The 17523-nt window shown below is 58.9% G+C and carries 16 protein-coding genes and 1 tRNA gene; 4 read left to right on the top strand and 13 right to left on the bottom strand.

The genetic code is table 11. From position 1 onward, the window contains the following. Positions 1–3: 3 nt before the first annotated feature. From GSQ82_RS01900 to GSQ82_RS01865, 8 genes are all read right to left on the bottom strand, one after another. Positions 4–687 carry a VirB8/TrbF family protein gene (locus tag GSQ82_RS01900; protein ID WP_158790310.1) on the bottom strand — a complete coding sequence of 228 codons (684 nt, stop codon included), beginning with the start codon at positions 685–687 and terminating at the stop codon, positions 4–6. 2 nt (positions 688–689) lie between these two features. After that, the gene (locus tag GSQ82_RS01895; protein ID WP_158790309.1) at positions 690–1511 is read right to left on the bottom strand and encodes a type IV secretion system protein; all 822 of its coding nucleotides are present in this window, start codon (positions 1509–1511) and stop codon (positions 690–692) included. Positions 1512–1525: 14 nt separating this feature from the next. Then, positions 1526–2431, bottom strand: a complete 906-nt coding sequence (locus GSQ82_RS01890) for a hypothetical protein (protein WP_158790308.1) — start codon at positions 2429–2431, stop codon at positions 1526–1528. A gap of 169 nt (positions 2432–2600) precedes the next feature. Beyond that, positions 2601–3791 (bottom strand): TrbI/VirB10 family protein, encoded by a 1191-nt coding sequence (locus tag GSQ82_RS01885; RefSeq protein ID WP_158790307.1) that lies wholly within the window; start codon positions 3789–3791, stop codon positions 2601–2603. A gap of 81 nt (positions 3792–3872) precedes the next feature. Continuing rightward, positions 3873–4628, bottom strand: coding sequence for a TrbG/VirB9 family P-type conjugative transfer protein (locus GSQ82_RS01880; RefSeq protein ID WP_158790306.1), 756 nt, complete (start codon positions 4626–4628; stop codon positions 3873–3875). A gap of 8 nt (positions 4629–4636) precedes the next feature. After that, a complete protein-coding gene (locus tag GSQ82_RS01875) occupies positions 4637–7099 on the bottom strand; it encodes a VirB4 family type IV secretion system protein (RefSeq protein ID WP_158790305.1) in 2463 nt (820 codons plus the stop codon). Further along, positions 7086–7409 (bottom strand): VirB3 family type IV secretion system protein, encoded by a 324-nt coding sequence (locus GSQ82_RS01870; RefSeq protein WP_158790304.1) that lies wholly within the window; start codon positions 7407–7409, stop codon positions 7086–7088. The genes GSQ82_RS01875 and GSQ82_RS01870 overlap by 14 nt, the downstream gene beginning before the upstream one ends. Before the next feature lie 58 nt (positions 7410–7467). Then, positions 7468–7797: a TrbC/VirB2 family protein gene (locus GSQ82_RS01865; RefSeq protein ID WP_158790303.1), complete on the bottom strand. Its 330-nt coding sequence runs from the start codon at positions 7795–7797 to the stop codon at positions 7468–7470. Positions 7798–8008: 211 nt separating this feature from the next. Here GSQ82_RS01865 and GSQ82_RS01860 point away from each other — a divergent pair, with 211 nt between their 5' ends. After that, on the top strand, positions 8009–8545 hold the full coding sequence (locus GSQ82_RS01860; RefSeq protein WP_158790302.1) for a tyrosine-type recombinase/integrase: 537 nt from the start codon (positions 8009–8011) through the stop codon (positions 8543–8545). Between the two features lie 92 nt (positions 8546–8637). On the opposite strand, the gene GSQ82_RS01855 is transcribed toward GSQ82_RS01860, so the two are convergent. The 3 genes from GSQ82_RS01855 to fbp all read right to left on the bottom strand — a co-directional run bounded on the left by GSQ82_RS01855 (position 8638) and on the right by fbp (position 10088). After that, a tRNA-Ala gene (locus tag GSQ82_RS01855) sits at positions 8638–8713 on the bottom strand. 86 nt (positions 8714–8799) lie between these two features. Further along, the gene (locus GSQ82_RS01850; RefSeq protein ID WP_158790301.1) at positions 8800–9087 is read right to left on the bottom strand and encodes a hypothetical protein; all 288 of its coding nucleotides are present in this window, start codon (positions 9085–9087) and stop codon (positions 8800–8802) included. Then, positions 9084–10088, bottom strand: coding sequence for a class 1 fructose-bisphosphatase (gene fbp, locus GSQ82_RS01845; protein ID WP_158790300.1), 1005 nt, complete (start codon positions 10086–10088; stop codon positions 9084–9086). The genes GSQ82_RS01850 and fbp overlap by 4 nt, the downstream gene beginning before the upstream one ends. Positions 10089–10183: 95 nt before the next feature. Between fbp and GSQ82_RS01840 the strand changes: the two genes are divergently transcribed. Then, the gene (locus GSQ82_RS01840; RefSeq protein ID WP_254061353.1) at positions 10184–11554 is read left to right on the top strand and encodes a Xaa-Pro peptidase family protein; all 1371 of its coding nucleotides are present in this window, start codon (positions 10184–10186) and stop codon (positions 11552–11554) included. Between the two features lie 35 nt (positions 11555–11589). Here the strand turns inward: GSQ82_RS01840 and GSQ82_RS01835 are convergent, their stop codons facing one another. After that, the gene (locus GSQ82_RS01835; RefSeq protein WP_158790299.1) at positions 11590–12144 is read right to left on the bottom strand and encodes a TetR/AcrR family transcriptional regulator; all 555 of its coding nucleotides are present in this window, start codon (positions 12142–12144) and stop codon (positions 11590–11592) included. Positions 12145–12292: 148 nt separating this feature from the next. On the opposite strand from GSQ82_RS01835, the gene GSQ82_RS01830 reads away from it, so the two are divergent. Together GSQ82_RS01830 and GSQ82_RS01825 are read left to right on the top strand one after the other, a co-directional pair. Continuing rightward, a complete protein-coding gene (locus GSQ82_RS01830) occupies positions 12293–13066 on the top strand; it encodes an SDR family oxidoreductase (protein WP_158790298.1) in 774 nt (257 codons plus the stop codon). Positions 13067–13239: 173 nt separating this feature from the next. Further along, positions 13240–15300: a M13 family metallopeptidase gene (locus GSQ82_RS01825; RefSeq protein ID WP_158790297.1), complete on the top strand. Its 2061-nt coding sequence runs from the start codon at positions 13240–13242 to the stop codon at positions 15298–15300. A 172-nt stretch (positions 15301–15472) separates the two neighbouring features. Here GSQ82_RS01825 and GSQ82_RS01820 read toward each other — a convergent pair whose 3' ends face one another. After that, entirely contained in the window at positions 15473–17383 is a 1911-nt protein-coding gene (locus GSQ82_RS01820; protein ID WP_158790296.1) for a CocE/NonD family hydrolase, read from the bottom strand. Between the last annotated feature and the right edge of the window lie 140 nt (positions 17384–17523).

Genomic DNA, 17523 nt, shown 5'->3' with positions numbered 1-17523 from the left:
AGTTTAGCTCCCGAAAGCCTGATCCTCGTGGACATAGCTGACAACCAGGCCAAGAGGATTAGTGAGTAACATCTTGTTGGGTACTTCGTCGCGGAAACCATAGACGATATTCGCAGTCCAGCGCTCACGGCGCTGTTCGTCCTGATCGCCTGGTGAACGGAAGACCTTCTCGAATTCGATATGGGCGCGATAAGGAGCCTGCCGCAGGTCCTCAAGCACAACTGCTTTAATTTCGATATCGATGTTCGGAGCGCTGGGATCGAGGAGGAAGGTTTCGAGCGTCTTGGCCTTCGTGACGCGCAGCAGCGTAGCACCCTGCAAGTCATTCGAGAAGAAGTTGAGGGACTCGGTGAAATCACGCTGCAATGTGGCGTGATTGCGGCCGTAATAAAGCTCCGTCCAGCGAGCGAGGTAATACTTGCTCACGCGATCGACGGGGACTTTTGAGAAGTCGGCGTAGCTCGATACCTGCCCTCGTCCGGCCTCCGAGACCGAGATGACGAGCGGCTTCAGCCGCGAGGCAGCGGTCTCGGCACGATAGAGGAGCGTGAGCGAAGTAAGTGTGACTGTGGAGAGCACAAGGAGTGCCACCTTCAGATAGGTGTTAGTGACGACAGGCTCGGCGTACAACTCCAGAAACTTCCGTCCAGCATCGGTGATTGGAAACGTCTTATTTGTATCCGTCATGATTACCGTCCCATCGGGTTGACCCAGGTTCCGCTGCGTCCGCTGAGAATGGCGCCGGTCAACTCGGGGATCTTGACCAGTCCGTAGATGCAGACAAAGAGCGTGATAAATAGAGCGGGTAGCTCCATCAGAGCGTTCGAGATACTGATCGTGCCAATGACCTGGAACATCGAGGTCAGCACCTTCGAGAAGACGAAGATGAACGCCGACGCAATGACCTGATAGAAGCTGAAGCCGATAAAGGCTTTGAACCAGCCCCAGAAGAGCCAGTCCATCTTCGGCACGACAAACCACGGGATGAAGACTGGGCCGATCAGCACGCATACGGCGGCGGCGACGTAGCCATAAGCGATCACGGCGAAAGACACCGCCTCCATCGCGGCCAGAAGGAGCGCGAGGATCAGATAGACCAGGTCTTCGAGGATGTTGAAGTTGCCCGGAGGCGCTCCGAGTTGCTGCTCGGCTGCAGTAACCGTGGTGGCGATCTGTTGAGTGGTGTCTGACTCGATCTGGCCAGAGATGCTAAGCGCCTCTTTGGTGACGAGATCGCTGAAGCTGTACTCGACGCCTGGGATCGGCGTCGAGTAATAGGTCAGCATCCCGAAACCAAATGAGATCAGCAGGATTAGGTCGGCGAACTTGCCGAAATGGAATCCGTCGTGTCCCTGCGAAGCGGACAGTGCGGATTTGATCCCAAACCAGGCGAGAAGAATGACGGCCAGGCCGCGGAACATATCGAGTCCCGCTGCTTGTAGCGCCCCGCTGTTCGAGGACAGAAGCTGGCTGATAGCCTGGCCGAGAAAGGTGAATGGATTGTCCTGCATGTACGACCTCCGGTCTACTGTCCTGTGGTGCTGAGCGAGATGGCATGCAATGAGGTACTTACGCCGCTGCTCACGTTCTGCATGGTGTTGGCGAAGTTTTGCTGGAAGTAAATCGAGTTATTGATCGCGCGGTTCTGAGCGTCGATTTGCTGTTTCTGCGCGATCAATTGCTGTTGTATGGAGGCTGCAAGCAGCTGATTGGTGTCCTGCTGCGAGTGGATCTGGAGCAGTGTCGCCGAGTTGATCTTGCCGAGCAGGGCGTTCTGGGTTTGCTGGCTTGGATCTGTCGAGAAGGTATCCGATTCGAGATTGGTCAGCTTCGAGGCGAATGCCGACTCGTTGGTGCGAATGGTTCCAAGGGTCGAGAGCGTGTTGGTGGTCGTTGTCTGTGCGAGCTCTGAGGTGGCGTACTGGTTAGCAACGGTGGCCTGGGTGCGAGAGTCGAGAGACGAGTAATTGCCGGAGGGGTAGCCCTGAGGCTGCACGTAGGCGCTGGTGTATCCCTGCTGTGACTGCGGTAGCCCGCCAAAGTTAAGCGCGTTCACCAGGGGTGACGTGTTGCCGTAGGTATTTGGGGGCGCCGCGAGGCTCTGCCATTGCGACCAATCAGCCCGATACCGTGCCGCCAGGTTCTGAGGCATGGTGGACATCTGGTAGGCCAGGTTGTACATGGTGACTATCTGCGTGCGGGTCTGTTCGGCAGTCGTGTAGATCTGTGCTTCTTTGAGGAGGTGCTGTTGCCAATTATTGAGTTCGGTTGCCCACTTCTGGAGTTGTGATTCTCCCTGCTCGATCTGTTGCAAGGCGTGTGCGCTCTGGGTGGGATCGTAGACGATGCCCGATCCGAACTGAGCGTGCGCCATGGGCGCGAACGCGGTAAACAGTCCGAAGACGGAAAGTACAGTTCTTATTGCTTTCATGGTGGAACCTCGAGGAGTTATTGGTGGATGGATGCGGGACAGGATGGGGAGTGCACCTCAACGCATTCCGGCGTCTTGAACCGATAGGGAGAGGGTTTCGGCGGCGGCGTGGGGGAGGCACAGCCACCCATGAGCACGCAGCCGAAGCAGACGACGAGAAGGGCACGCATCAAAACACCGCCGGCATGTCGTGGTTTTCGTAAGCAGGCAGCAGCATGTCCTGGGTGAGATAAACCTTGATGCGATGCCCCTCGCGGATCGTTATCGTTGGCGGAATGTTGATGAAGCGATCGAGAACATTGGCGCTCGACTGTGAGAGGCTTGAAGCGATGCCCTGGCGGTATGCTTCAGAGCCGGTCTCGTTGTAGCCGCTATTCGTTGTGGTCTCTGCCGCACCGGCGATGACGCCGAGTGCGATCGACGTTCCAAAGATCTCGAGATAGTGGTTGTTGGTTATGTCTTTCAGCCCGGTATCGCCGATCTGATCGAGACCGTGGAACTGGTCGAGATCGACAGAGTAGCCATCGGGCATGATGAGGCGGTGGAAGGTGACGGCAAGGCGCTTCTGGCCGAAGCCGGCAACCTTCTGCGTACCACCGAGAAGGAAGCTGCCTTCGGGGATCAGAACATGCTGACCGTCATGGCTATAGATGGGGTTCGACACCATAACCTTGACCGGCCCAGCAAACTCACCGTCGAGCCGGTTCGTTAGAACCGTGTCGATGGTGGTGCCTTCATAGAGGACGAGGGGCAGGCCGTGCGCGGAATTGATGTTGACCTCTGGCGCACGCTTATTCGCAGTGGCGGACTGCGCAGCAGCAGCCTGCGACGACGAGTTCGCAGAACGAAGAGCAGATGTGGCCGAGTCGCTCTCTGGGCGGGCGATCGCGTCAGCGGAGTCCGAAGGAGGAGCCGATGGGCGCGAAGCGCCGGCACCGGCAGAGACAAGGTTCGAGGCGAACCGCGCTTTGAATGCCATTGCCTTCTCCGCATCCGCGATGGGATCGCGGGGCGGCTCGGTGGCGGCAGGCGTTACCGACTGCGCAGCAGGAGACGACGGGCCACCGAGCTGCTTAGAAGCCTGGGTTCCTGTTGTCGAGCCGGCTGCGGAGGTTTGTTGTTGGGCCTGTTGCTGGCTCTGTCGCTGCTCCGCGCTGAGGTTCTGCTCCAGCTCCGCGATTTTTCTTGCGTTAGCATCGCTTGAGAATGGCGTGGTGTTCGGGAGAGCGACTGACGCGGTCTTAGTGTGGTTTTTCGAGAACATTACGGCGAGCAGGATGAGCACAGCGAGTCCGGCAACGACGTAACCCTGCGCCTGCTTCGGGACGACACCCTCCGGCAGAACGCGCTTGTCGCGCAATGCCGGGGGGGGCCGGGGACGGAGGCGCAGCCTGCACCTCGGCTACTTCGGGATTCTGCTTTTCCTCTGGCACGATGCCTCCTATTTACCTGTGCGGTCGAAGCTGAGCTTGTGTTTGCCAATCTGGAGGTAGCCGTGATCGACGACAGTGGGGATGACATAGGTCCCGTCCTGTAACTGGAAGGTGATCAGGTCGGGCTTCTTGTCCTTCAACTCGTAGATGGAGAACTTCTCCGTCGCAGACGACTTGATATAGGTGAACTTGTCATCGTGGTAGATCGCGGAGACATCGAAGGGACTCTCGTTGCGGTAGATGTAGTCGAACTTCAAAGCCTTGATGGGATAGTCGGCGCGAAACTGCTCGACGGCAGTCGCCGCATGAGTCTGGGCGAGCCGTGCCTGCTCTTGCGCAGCAATCATCTCCGTAGCGGAGACGAGCTTGCTCGCGCCGTTGGCGGCGGCAAGCAAGGATGGGTCGGACGGCTCGATAACGACCTTCAGGTCGGGATCGGAGGACCCGGCTTCATTCAGGGTGAAGGAATAAACGCTGCCCTTGTCGGTAATCAGGTCGAGACTCGAATGAATGCCTGCTTTAGCCGGATGCACGAAGCAATAGTTTCCGACCGTATCGACGATCCAGAAGTCTTTGTCACCGGTGGCCGCATCCAGAATCTTCTCTGTTGGTGGAAGCTGAATGAGCGTGGTGTAGCTCATCTTGCCGCGGACATTCACGATGTCGTTGGCGTGGTATTTGACGATGCGAGCGGTGGTCTGCTGGCCGTGTGCGACGGTGGCAGCAAGACCGAGGAGAAGGGGGAAGATAGGCGAGCGGTGCATAAGTCTCCTTATTGGTTGAGTGGGTTGGGAAGGTCCTGAACGAGCCGGAGCAAGCCTTGCTCCGGCCCGAAGCGGGCGAAGTAATCCTGTTTGCGGATGTTGTCGCGAGGCGTGTTGGTAGCCGTCCAATAACTCAGGGGATCGACCGCGAGCCGCAGTTTCTTGGCATACTGGGGCTGCTTGAAGAGGAGGTCGCGCTTGGGAACAAGAGATTCCAGCAGCTCCAGTTCGGTGTCCTTCAACTGGAAGGTCTCGGCATAGAGCTTGCGGTCTATGCCGGGATTCGCGAGGAAGATCCGGGTGGGACAGGACTCGTTCACAAGCTCCAGCAATCCGGAGTCTTTGAGTTCCATCATCGATTGCGTGGCGAGGATCATGGACGCGTTGAGCTTGCGCCAAGTCTTCTCGGCCCTCGTGATCCAGTCGCGAATGATCTTCTTCTTGAAGAAGATCCATCCTTCGTCGATGACGAAGAGCTTGAAGATGCCGACGTTCTCCGGCTTCTCGATCTCCGAGGAAGCGCGTTGCAGGACGTAGAACAACATCGGCTCGAGGACATCGGGGTACTTATCCCAGCCGCTGAAGTTGAAGGTCTGGAAGCGCGTGAAGGTGAGCGTGTCCTCTACGTTGTCGAACAGATAGCCGAACTGGCCGGCACGCGTCCAGCGATGGAGACGTTCTCCCAATGGCCCGAGGATGGACGCGAAGTTGGTAAGCGTCCTGATCTCGCGCGGGAGTTTATAGACGCGCTCCAGCGCAGCGTACAGCGTCTTCTCATCCGCGGTTGTCAGTTCATAGCGACCTCCGGATTCGATCAGGACCTGGAGGAAGAGATAAAGGAAGTTGAGATTCTCGTGAGTCGGTTCCAGCGAAAACGGATTGATGTTAAAGCCTGGGGTCTTCAACCCGACGTTGAGATAGGTTCCGCCGAAGGTCCGCGTCAGCATCTCGTAGCTGGCGCCCAGATCGAAGATGATGGTCAGCGGCTGATACTTCTGTGCGGACTGCAACAGGAACGAGGTAAGGAAGGACTTACCGCTGCCCGTGGCTCCGGTGATCAGCGCATGAGGAACATCGCCATAGTGCAGGTTCAGGTAGTAGGGAGTGCCGTGAGTGGACTCGAGGACTGCCAGATACTCTTTATTCAGCTCTGCGTTCCACTTTGAACCTGTATCGATCGAGAAGAGAAAAGACAGGTCGGCATAGTTGGAGTTGAGCGCCCACTGCTTGCGAAGGTTGAACTGCCGGTTACCGGGGACGGTCGCGAAGAAAGCATTGAGCAGGTTGTAGCGTTCCTCGTAGAGCAGACCGTCGTGCTGCGTGAACAGCTTCTGAAATTCCGCGACAGTGTGTTCCACCTTCAGGCGGTCTTCGTCATAGACCACGACGGAGAAGGCAAACTCACCGAAGTTCTTGCCTTCCATGCCAAGCGAGGTAAGGGCACCACCCAACTCGGCCACCGCGGCTTCTTTGGAGTCGTCGACGAGTTGGTCCTTTGGGTTGGTGTTCTGCTGGTCCTGAAGGTTCGAGACGAAGCTGGTCTTCGAGTTATGGTGATGGCGGCGGCGTGAGGCAATCTCTTTGCGGGACTTCGCGTTGTCTACCGGATGCCATTCGGTGACGACATGGAAGTTGGCCGAGACGTCGAGCAAACCCTGCAACAGCAGGGGGCGAGTCTCGGCGGGCATCTCCTTCAGCGTGAGAACGCGGACGAAGTCGTCATTCACGCGGAGATGACCGCGGTGCGCTTCTAACTCCGAGCCGCACACCTGCCAGTCCAGATGGCGCGAGCCGCGAAGTGGAGTGTCATCGATCTTGGAGGGGCGGAAGTTTACGAGACGCCGGATGAACCGGAAGGTCTTCTCCGCCCCTGACAGTTCGATCTTCGTCAGATCGTTAAGCTGCCCACTCAAACTCTGAACTTTCTGTTGCAACCGGACGCGGTCGCGCTCGACCTGCTCATAGAGCAGGGTGCGCGTCTTGTCGCCTGAGAACAGGGAGCGAAGGTCGCGTAGCGACGAGCGCGGGTCTTTCGGCAACTGGGCCAGCGCATGCAGCAGACCGGCCTTGCGGTAACTGCCGTCGATCATGACCACCCAATAGATCTCGATGGAATACAGCCGGTCTGACCTTTCCTTGAGAAATGCCGCACGCTGTTCTACCGCGGCGCGGACGAATGGGTCGTCATACGTGGCGTGCGCGATCTCCGGATGGTTGTGCTTGAACAGGACCTGATAGAGGCGGGTCTTGTCATCGAGGGAGCGGAGAGCGGCTTCAAGCCGCTTGACCGCGTAGTCGCGTCCGGCATGGTCGAGGCTCTCGTAGTCGATGCCTTCGAGCTTCAGGACGGCGCCGAGATCTCCCGTCTTGGTCAGGAAGCAGTGCTCGTTCCAGAAGCCGTACAGGTTGAGCTGCTCGGCAAACGGTCCGGCTTCGTTCCAGTCCTTCGTGATCTTGCTAGTCCTGAGCACGACGCCCCCTGATGACGATCTCGGTTGGCTCCCACTTCATGGAGTCGTAGCGCCTGCGGAATTTCGTGGAGTTGAAGAGGATGCGCAGGATCTCTACGTCGTGTTTGGTCGCAATGCGGGCGATGATGATGCCGACGACGAAGAGGCCGATGCCGCCGATCAGCGAGTGCAACATGGAGAAGATGGCGCCGCCTGTAATCAGCGCGACGAAGAACAGTCTGCGTTCCGCGCCAAGCACGGTCAGCGGGCGGTTCATTGCCTTGTAGACTTTGTTTCTACGTGCGTCGCGATGTGAACCGCCCTCTGCCATGTGCTTCCTCCTTCCTTCCTGTCGTTTGTGGGTATTGGTTGGGCCTGCCGTCAGACGGCTACGACGGGAAAAGCCACGCCATGAAGTTCACTGCTCCGATCGCCATGCCGATGCCGAAGACGATGCCGGCGAGCATCTTCTTCGACTGGCCTTCGCCGTAGGCGAACATCAGGCCACCGACGACAATGGCCACGAGCGACAGCCCCTGTGCGATGGGGCCGGTGAACGAGGTCTTAAGGGCGTTGACCGCGTTCTCCCACGGGCTCGCGCCAGTCTGGGCATAGACCGGCAGAGCGGCAAGGAACATCAGCGATGGAATAGCCCACCTCCGGCATTGTGAACGCAATCGCCGGAAGTGAAGCCGTTTGGTGGGAAGGCTGGGTTGCATATCTGCTCCTTTCGTTTGCATCTCCGGCGAGTGAGCACTCTCCGTTGCAACGTCTGGAGCGACAGTAGGCGAGAAAAGGAGGGTCGATTATTACTTTCTCGAACGCATTATTCCATCTGGAGCAATAATCCGAGACACAGTTCTGCGGCTTGCGGGACACAATGGAGTACAGCATCCAGTGCTGGTAACTAAGATTTTGGAGAGCATAGCCATGGAACTTCACAGAGCCGGCTACATAGCCGGGAACGGCCTCAACCATTGGTGGCGCGAGCTTCACGCGCGCTATGACGGGAAACTAAACCTACCGATATTTCGTGCACTCAAGCTGATTCAGTACGCGACCGAATCTTCTCGCCGAGCGCTTCCAATCCCCCAACAAGCTATGGAAGCGCTGCAAGTGTGGAGAGCGAAGTCATCTTTTTGTCAGCCCGACGACTGGATCTTCGCCTCGGAGATCTCCTTTGGGAAACAGCCCTATTGGCCGGCCACTCTCTGGCGCAGGAACGTTGTCCCTGCCATAGAGAGGGCCGGGATCACCAAGTCAAACCTCGGGTGGCACACCCTCCGGAGGTCTTACGCTTCCCTGCTTCTATCAAGTGGGATCAGTCTACGAGTCAGCATGGAACTCATGCGCCACTCCACTCCGGAGATGACGCTGGGGCTCTATGCTCAGACCGTGGGCGATGAGAAGAGGGATGCGGGAAGGATGGTGGCATCACTTGTGATGGGTGATTCAACACAAAAGTAGGAGCTCTCCGGGATTTGTTCCCAGATTGTTCCCACGTCACCAATTTTGTAGTTTGTTGTTCCCAGATTTTTGGGCTAAGTAATTGATTTTATTGGTGGAGCTGAGCGGGATCGAACCGCTGACCTCCTCGTTGCGAACGAGGCGCTCTCCCAACTGAGCTACAGCCCCACACCAGACGCGCATCGCACACCGCTTTCGCAGGCACAGCGCCGTCTAACAATCTCACTGAGTGTATCAGCAAGCCCCTGCTCGACTCAAATCTCCCTCATCTCACCCAGCCGCACTGTAACTTCGCCCACCCGCCCAGACACGGGCGTGCCCGCAGCCAGCGGCTTTTCCACCAGATGCCACACCTCGTCTGCCGCAACAACGACACTCAGCACAGGGACAGACAGCCGTGCACCACTTCGTGCCACCGCCTCCAGCACGCCAACGTCTCCAACCCCAAACTCCGTGCGATCAAGCGCCATCAGCCAACGCTGCCGTCCCGCCACCCGCGACTCCTCGCGTATATCCGTCACCACGCTCGAAAACTCCTTCATCTGCGCACAGCCGCCACCAGCGCCTCCATCTCACGTTTGCTGCCCACGCAGAACGGCGTGCGCTGATGAATTCCCTCCGGCCGAATGTCGAGGATGCGGCCAGCCCCGTGGGTCGCCATCCCGCCCGCCTGCTCCGCAATGAAGGCCAGTGGATTAGCCTCGTACAACAGTCGCAGCTTGCCCTTCGGCTGCTTCAATGTCGGCGGATACAGAAACACTCCGCCCTTCAGCAGCGTGCGATGAAAGTCCGCCACCAGACTGCCAATGTAACGCGAGCTGTACTCCCGCTCCAGGCCACCCGTGCGCAGCATCTCCACATAGCCGCGATACTCCTCCGGCCATCCCGCCGCGTTCGCCTCGTTCACCGAGTAGTAGCTTCCCTGCTCCGGCATCATCATGCGCTCATTGCTCAGCACAAACGCGCCGATCGCCGGATCGAGCGTAAACCCATGCACACCGTTGCCGGTCGTATACACCAGCACCGTCGAAGGCCCATACACCACATATCCCGCCGCCACCTGGCGAAATCCCGGTTGCAGAATCGACTCCTCCAGCGTGCCATTCTCCACCGGCAACCGGCGCAGCACGCTGAAGATCGTCCCCACGTTCACATTGACGTCGATGTTCGACGAACCGTCCAGCGGATCGAAGACGATGATGTACTTGCCCGTCTCCGGATCGCGGTTGAACGTCACCGGCTCTTCATCTTCTTCGCTCACCAGCGCAGCCACGCTGTCCCGCAGACCCAGGCAGTGCAGCAGCGCCTGGTTCGCATAGACATCAAGCTTCTGCTGCTGCTCCCCCTGCACATTCTCTGCGCCGAACGCGCCCAGCACATCGCTCAATCCAGCCGACCGAATCTTCGCTTCCACCATCTTCGCAGCCAGCGTGATCCCGCTCAGCAGCCAGCTAAACGTTCCCGTCGCCTCACGTCCGGTCGACTTCAACATCTCCTGTTGCTGTTGCAGAATATGCTGCTGCACCGTCGTAATCATCGCCATCGTTACACTCCGTTGTCTCAATAATCATAGCCTCTGGAAACGACCCCGTGTTCGTTCGTCGTTGTACAGCTCTAACCATGAGCTCCTGATATTTCTTGCGCCGACCATTCATCCCAAAGCCGCACCCACGTTACAATCTCACCAAACCCATGATCAATCGCCGCCGCTTTCTCCTCACCTCTGCCGTCGCAGCAGCCGCTGCACCTGCCGCCTCACTCGCCCAGCAGCAGCAGCCGTCCACCCAGCAGGAGAAGCTCCCACCCGCAATCGCCGCACTTACCAGCCGCCACAGCGAAGCCGTACCCATCACCCTCGCAGAGCGCGAACTGCGCCTCGACCGCGCCCGGGCTCTCATGCACCAGGACAAGATCGACGCTATCCTCATCACCACAGGCACCTCGCTCACCTACTTCACCGGCCTGCGCTGGGGCCAGTCCGAACGCCTCTTCGCCTGGGTTCTCCCCGCCACCGGCGCACCATTCATCGTCTGCCCTGTATTTGAAGAAGGCCGTGTGCGCGAACGCATGGAAGCCAAACCCGCAACGCTGCCCTCAGCCTCCATCACTCGCGTCTACACCTGGAACGAAGACGAAGATCCCTACAAGCTCGTCGCAAGAGCACTCAAAGAATCCGGCCTCACCTCCGGCAAAATCGGCATCGAGGAACGCACCCAGTTCGTCTTCGCCGACGGCATCGCACACGCCAGCCCCACGCTCACCACCACCAGCGCAACACCGATCACCCTCGGCTGCCGCGGAATCAAAACAGCCGCCGAGCTCGCGCTGATGCAACTGGCCAACGACATTACGCTCTCCGTCTACGAAGCAGCCTACAAATCCGCCCAGCCCGGCATGACCAATCGCCAGTTCACCCAACTCATCGACCTCGCCTACGCCCGCTGCGGCGTCACCGGCGAGGCGAGCTGTCAGATAGGCGAATACTCCGCGCTTCCCCACGGCTCATTAAACCCACAAACCATCCGCGAAGAAGAGATCATCCTCATCGACGACGGCTGCTTCGTCGAAGGCTACCAGTCCGACATCTCCCGAACCTTCGTGCTCGGCAACGCCGCATCGCCCAAACTCGACAAGCAGCGCAAGGTCTTCGACATCGTTCGTCAAGCGCAGTCCGCCGCGCTGGCCGCAGCCCGTCCCGGCGTGCCATGCCAGGACATCGACGCAGCCGCACGCGCCGTCATCACCTCCGCCGGCTACGGCCCAGACTACAAACACTTCACCCACCGCGTAGGCCACGGCATCGGCATGGACATGCACGAGTGGCCATACCTCGTCCGCGGCAACACCACACCACTCGCAACCGGCATGTGCTTCTCCGACGAGCCCGGCATCTACATCGCCGGCGAGTTCGGCGTTCGCCTCGAAGACGACTGGCACGTCACCGAAGACGGCGGCAAAATGTTCACCCCGCAAAGCCCATCGCTGGAGCATCCCTTCGCCAAAGCCTGAGAATATTCTCTGCTCCTGGCACACGTGAACACGGCTTATACCAGTCCCCTGCGCATCTCTTTCAGGATCTCCTCCGCAAAAGCCTCATCGTCTACCGCTCGCGCCAGGATCAGCGCACCCACCATCGACGACACCATCCGGATCGCATCGCCACGCGCCGAACGCTTCGATGGCCACGGAAAATGAGATGCCGTTTTGGCGACAATCGACTTCAGACGCGTCGTAAATGGCCCTCGCGCCTGTGGCTGCTGGCGAACCTCTGACGCAAGCGCCGCCATCATGCATCCCGCCCCGCAAGCGTCCCGATGAGCACCACTCAGATAGTTTTTCACATACTCCGCCCTTCCCTTAGCCGAACCCTCCGTCGTCTCCAGCCCATCGAGCGTCTTCTGCATACCGTGCAACAGGCTCTCGGCCATCAGCGCCTCCTTCGAATCGAAGTGGTTATAAAACGGCCCATGCGTCAGGCCGGTTGCCTTCATGATCTCGCCGACGCTGACTCCCGAAAATCCTCGCTCGCGAAACAGTCGCGTCGCCTCATTCAGGATGCGTGTGTGCTTCTCTGCCGTCTCCGATGCCGGATATCTCATAGCGCCTCTCTTCCCATCTCTTGACATTATCCATGACAAGCATCATGCTTACAAGATCAAAGCATGACGGCCATCATGCTTGAATGAATTCGCCCGAGCCATCGTCACGGCTCGCTATCGCAACCAACGAAGATACAGGAGACGCATCATGAAACTCGCAGGCAAGAAAGCACTCATCACCGGCGGCAACAGCGGAATCGGACTCGCCACCGCAAAGCTCTTTATCAAGGAAGGCGCTCAGGTCGCTATTACAGGTCGTGACCAGAAGACCCTGGACTACGCAATCCAGACTCTTGGTCCAAAGGCCAAAGCATACCGCGCAGACGTCATCGACTCCGCCGCCCGCAAAGACCTCTTCGCAAAGATCGAAAAAGACTTCGGACATCTGGATATCGTCTTCGCGAACGCCGGCATCGCCGGACAGACAAAGGCGGGCAGCACCGACGAAGACACCTTCGAAAACATCCTGCGCATTAACCTGACCGGGGCCTTCTTCACCGTCGAAGCCGCGCTTCCACTTCTCAAGGACGGCTCTTCTATCATCTTCAACGGCTCTGTCATTGGCTCCCTCGGCCAGGCCGGCTATGCTGCCTATGCCGCCAGCAAAGCAGGCATCCGCGGCATGGCACGCTCCCTTGCTGCCGACCTTTCGCCGCGTGGCATTCGTGTCAATGTCATCGCGCCTGGCGCCACCGATACCCCGATCTGGAACCGCACCGGCCGCCCTTCCGCCGAAGCAGAAGCACTGGCAAAGCGCCTCGCCTCCACCATTCCGCTCGGCCGCTTGGGCGAGCCGGAAGAGATCGCCAAAGCCGTCCTCTTTCTGGCCTCCGACGACTCGTCCTACGTGCAGGCTATCGAACTCTTCGTCGATGGCGGGGCCGTTGGCACACCCTTTGGCGGACCAGCCTTCCGCGGATAGACAACTGGGGCGATCGCGCAAGACCTCCCCGCGATCGCCCTCTGATTCCTTCAACATGCCTCTTCACGTCGTAACCCCGCTCTCCCTTTCTCTCTTCTCCAGCCGATTGGGCGATAATGGTCCGATCGACGACAGCACCAAAACTCCAAAGCCGTCGCCCGGAGCTCCACGCAATGACGCCTCCCATCCGCTGCATCCTGCCTCTACTTCTCTGCGCCTTCACCGCGTCAGCCGCAACCCAGCTCTACGCGCAGACCCCAGACACCGGCATCTCCATCCCCAACATGGACACCGCAGTCCCGCCCGGCGACAACTTCTACCTCTACGCTAACGGCGGCTTCATCGCACACACCAAACTGCCCGCCGACCGCGCCTCCCTCGGTGTCTTCAACGGCCTCTCCGACCTTAGCTTCAAACAGACGGCAAGCATCATCGAAGACGCATCCAAAGGCAACGCCCCCGCTGGCTCCGACGAGCGCAAGATCGCCGATCTCTACCGCTCCTTCATGGACGAGGCCGCAATCGAGTCGCACGGCCTGCCCGCCCTCAAGCCACACCTGGCCGAGATTGCGGCCATCCAAAATCCGCACGAACTCGCCCACGCCCTCGGCCTCACCCTTCACGCCGACGTCGATGCGCTCAACAACACAAACTTCCACACCGCTAATATCTTCGGACTCTGGGTCGCCCCCAACTTCAACGACCCCGATCACTACGCTCCTTACCTGCTCCAGGGCGGAACCCAGTTGCCGAACCGCGACTACTACCTCTCCGACGCCGATGCAATGAAACAGGTCCGCGAAAAGTATCTCGCCCACATCGCAACGACGTTCCGTCTCGTCGGTCTGTCTGATCCTGATGCCCGTGCCGCCCGCGTCCTCGCCCTCGAAACCGCCATCGCAAAACAGCAGGTCTCACTCGCCGACAGTGAAGACATCCACAAAGCCAACAACCCCTGGCACGCCGCCGACTTCGCCGCCAAGGCTCCCGGCCTCGACTGGGCAGAGTTCTTCCACGCCGCCAGCCTCGACAAGCAAGACACCTTCATCGTCTGGCAGCCCGCGGCCTTCACCGGCGAAGCCGCCCTCGTGGCCTCACAGCACATCGATGCATGGAAGGATCTCCTCGCCTACCACGTGATCGAAAACTATGCCGGAGCGACCTCCAAAGCACTCGCCGACGAGCGCTTCGCCTTCTTCGGCACCACGCTCTCCGGCGTCACCCAACAGCGTCCGCGCGACTTCCGCGGCGATGTCTTTGTCTCCGCCACACTCGGCGACGCAGTCGGCCAGCTCTACGTCAAACGTTTCTTCTCTCCCGAGGCCAAAGCGCAGGCCCAGGCCATCGTCGCCAACCTGCTCGCTGCCTACCGCGTCCGCCTGGAGAGCATCACCTGGATGGCGCCCAACACCAAAAAGGAAGCGATCGCAAAACTCGGCACGCTCCAGGTCGGCGTAGGCTATCCCGACCACTGGCGCAGCTACACCGGCTACGAAGTCTCGCCCGACAATCTCTTCGCCAATATGTGGAAGGCTGATCTCTTCGACTATCACTACTCTCTAGGCCGCATCGGTGCTACCGTCGACCGCAAAGAGTGGTGCATGACACCCCAGACCGTAAACGCCGTCAACCTGCCGCTCGACAACGGCCTCAACTTTCCCGCCGCCATCCTGCAGCCGCCCTTCTTCGATCCCAAAGCTCCCGCCGCCCACAACTACGGAGCCATCGGCACCATCATCGGCCACGAGATCAGCCACACCTTCGACTCCGAAGGAGCAGCATTCGACTCGATGGGCCGCGTCCGCAACTGGTGGACCCCCGAAGATCTCGCTCACTTCAACGCGGTCACCGCCGCACTCGCCGCGCAGTACGACACCTACGCTCCGTTCCCCGATCTCCACGTCAACGGCCGCCAGACGCTTGGCGAAAACATCGCCGACGTAGCCGGGCTCGCCGCCGCCTACGACGCCTTCCACGCCTCGCTCAAAGGAAGTGCCGCTCCCGTCGTCGCAGGCTTCAGCGGCGATCAGCAGTTCTTCATCGCCTTCGGCCAGAACTGGGGCGGCATCATCCGCGATGCAGCACTGCGCCAGGAGGTTCTTACGGATCCCCACGCGCCGGCACAGTACCGCGCTCTCACCGTTCGCAACGAAGACGGCTGGTACACCACCTTCAGCATCAAGCCCACCGACAAGCTCTACCTCGCACCGAAAGATCGCGTCCGTATCTGGTAGCGCAATCTTCCAGCCCCAAAAAGATCCCCTTCGCATCGAACCTGCGAAGGGGGATCTTTTCACTTGGTTTAGCGTTTGTTGCCTGTCCTTTTGTTTGTCATCCCGTAGAGATCTGCTTCTGTTTGTTTGCCTTCATGCCCCGGCTGCATCAGCCAATAAGACATAGCTGCAATTAGTGCTGCGGCACCACCAGCACCTCCACCCCACTAGCCGCATCAGCACTGCGATACACACTCTCCGTCGCCTTCACAAACTGCTCCGGCTTAGCAAACGGTATATCCACAAACGTCTGCGGATTCCGATCCACCAGTGGGAACCACGAGCTCTGCACCTGCACCATAATACGATGCCCCGCGCGGAAGGTGTGATTGATATCCGGCATCTCCGCATTCACCGACACCATCTTCCCCGGTGTCAGCGGCGTCGGCTTCTCCCAGCTATCGCGGAACTTCGCCCGCATCGGCTCGCCCCGCACCAACTGCTCATAGCCGCCCATCAAGATCGGTGCCGCACCAAGAACTCTCTTCCCCACCGCATCCGAGGCTGGATCCGGGTAGTCGTTCGGATATACATCGATCAGCTTCACCACAAAGTCCGCATCCGTCCCAGTCGAAGCCACCTTCAACTTCGGTCGAACCGGCCCCGCGATCGTCACATCCTCAGTCAGCGGCTCCGTCTCATACGTCAGCACATCCGGACGCCGCGAAGCAAAACGCTGATCGTCGTCCATATACCGCTGCGGAACAGAATCCGTCGTAAAGTTCACAAACGGAACCGGGTGTGCAGGATCACTCAGATACTCATCCACTCCCGCCTTCTCCGACGGAGCCTCGAAGCTCAGCCCTCCATTCGCATGGAAGTACAGCGTCTTCGCAGCAGCCGACTTCGGTGGCCACGCATCATACTTCTTCCAGACGTTCGAACCAGTCTCAAACACATAAGCCTTCGGCAACACCCCGCCGTCGTGCCCCTTCAAATAATGCTCGAAGAACGGAAACTGAATCTGCGACCGAAAAAACACCCCCGTCTTCGAGCCGAAGTTCACATCGCCCAGCTTGTCGCCATCCCAGATCGACCAGCCGCCATGCGTCCACGGCCCCACCACCAGCGTATTCACCGCGCCAGGATTGAACTCATCGATCGCATGAAACGTCTTGAACGGCCCCGACAGATCCTCCGCATCGAACCACCCGCCCACCGTCATCACCGCCGCATGAACGTTCTTCATATGCAGGGAAAGATCGCGCTTCTTCCAGTACTCATCGTAGGTCGTATGCACCAGCTGATCGTGGAACAGGAAGTTCGACCCATCGAACGCCTTATCCAGACTCTCAGTCGGCCCCGCCTTCAAATAAAATTTGTAACTGTCAGGAGTACCGAAGTCGAACGGCTGACGCTTCTCCGGCAGCGTCGGATTCTTCTGCGGATTAAAGAACACATAAAACCCATAGTTAGCCGACAGCATAAACGCCCCACCATGGTAGCCATCGTCGTTGAAGAATAGGTTCGTCATCGGAGCCTGTGGACTAGCCGCCTTGATCGCCGGATGCGAATCAATAATGCTCGCCGACGTATAGAACCCCGGATAGCTGATCCCCGTAATCCCAACCTTGCCGTTGTTGTTATCCACATGCTTCAGCAGAAACTCCACGGTGTCGTACATATCCGTCGACTCATCTACATCCTTGTTCGACTTCTTATCGTCGATGTGCGGATTCATCTCCTGGAACACGCCCTCGCTCTCATAGCGTCCACGCGCATCCCCGCACACAAAGATGTACCCGCTCTCCAGCAGCTCCTGGCTCACCCCCAACCGCTTCGGCATCTGGTCCTCACCATACGGCGCGCAGCTATACGGCGTCCTTGTCATCAAAAACGGATACGGCCCCGCATCCTTGAACGCACCGGCCTGCGGCGTATACACCGACACAAACAGCTTCACGCCGTCCCGCATCGGAATGCGATATTCAAACTTCGCATAGTGCGTCTTGATGAACTCTTCCTGACCCGCCGGAGCCTGCGCCAACGCGCCGCGCCCAACCACCATCAGCAAACACACAACCAGTGCAATCCTGCTCTTCATCGAATCCCTCAAAAATTCAGAATGTTCGCAGTCTATCCTGACCGCGCCTCCGGTGAAATACGATATTTCACAAATCCATACCGAAGACCCAGCCCCAGGCCGCACCTCCAGCACAAAGCGCCCCTCACTGCTGGAAGATC

The organism is Granulicella sp. L60, from assembly GCF_009765825.1.
In the GTDB taxonomy this organism is placed as follows: domain Bacteria; phylum Acidobacteriota; class Terriglobia; order Terriglobales; family Acidobacteriaceae; genus Edaphobacter.
The sequence above is the reverse complement of the archived record's forward strand: the minus strand, read 5'-3'. Positions and strand labels throughout refer to the sequence as shown.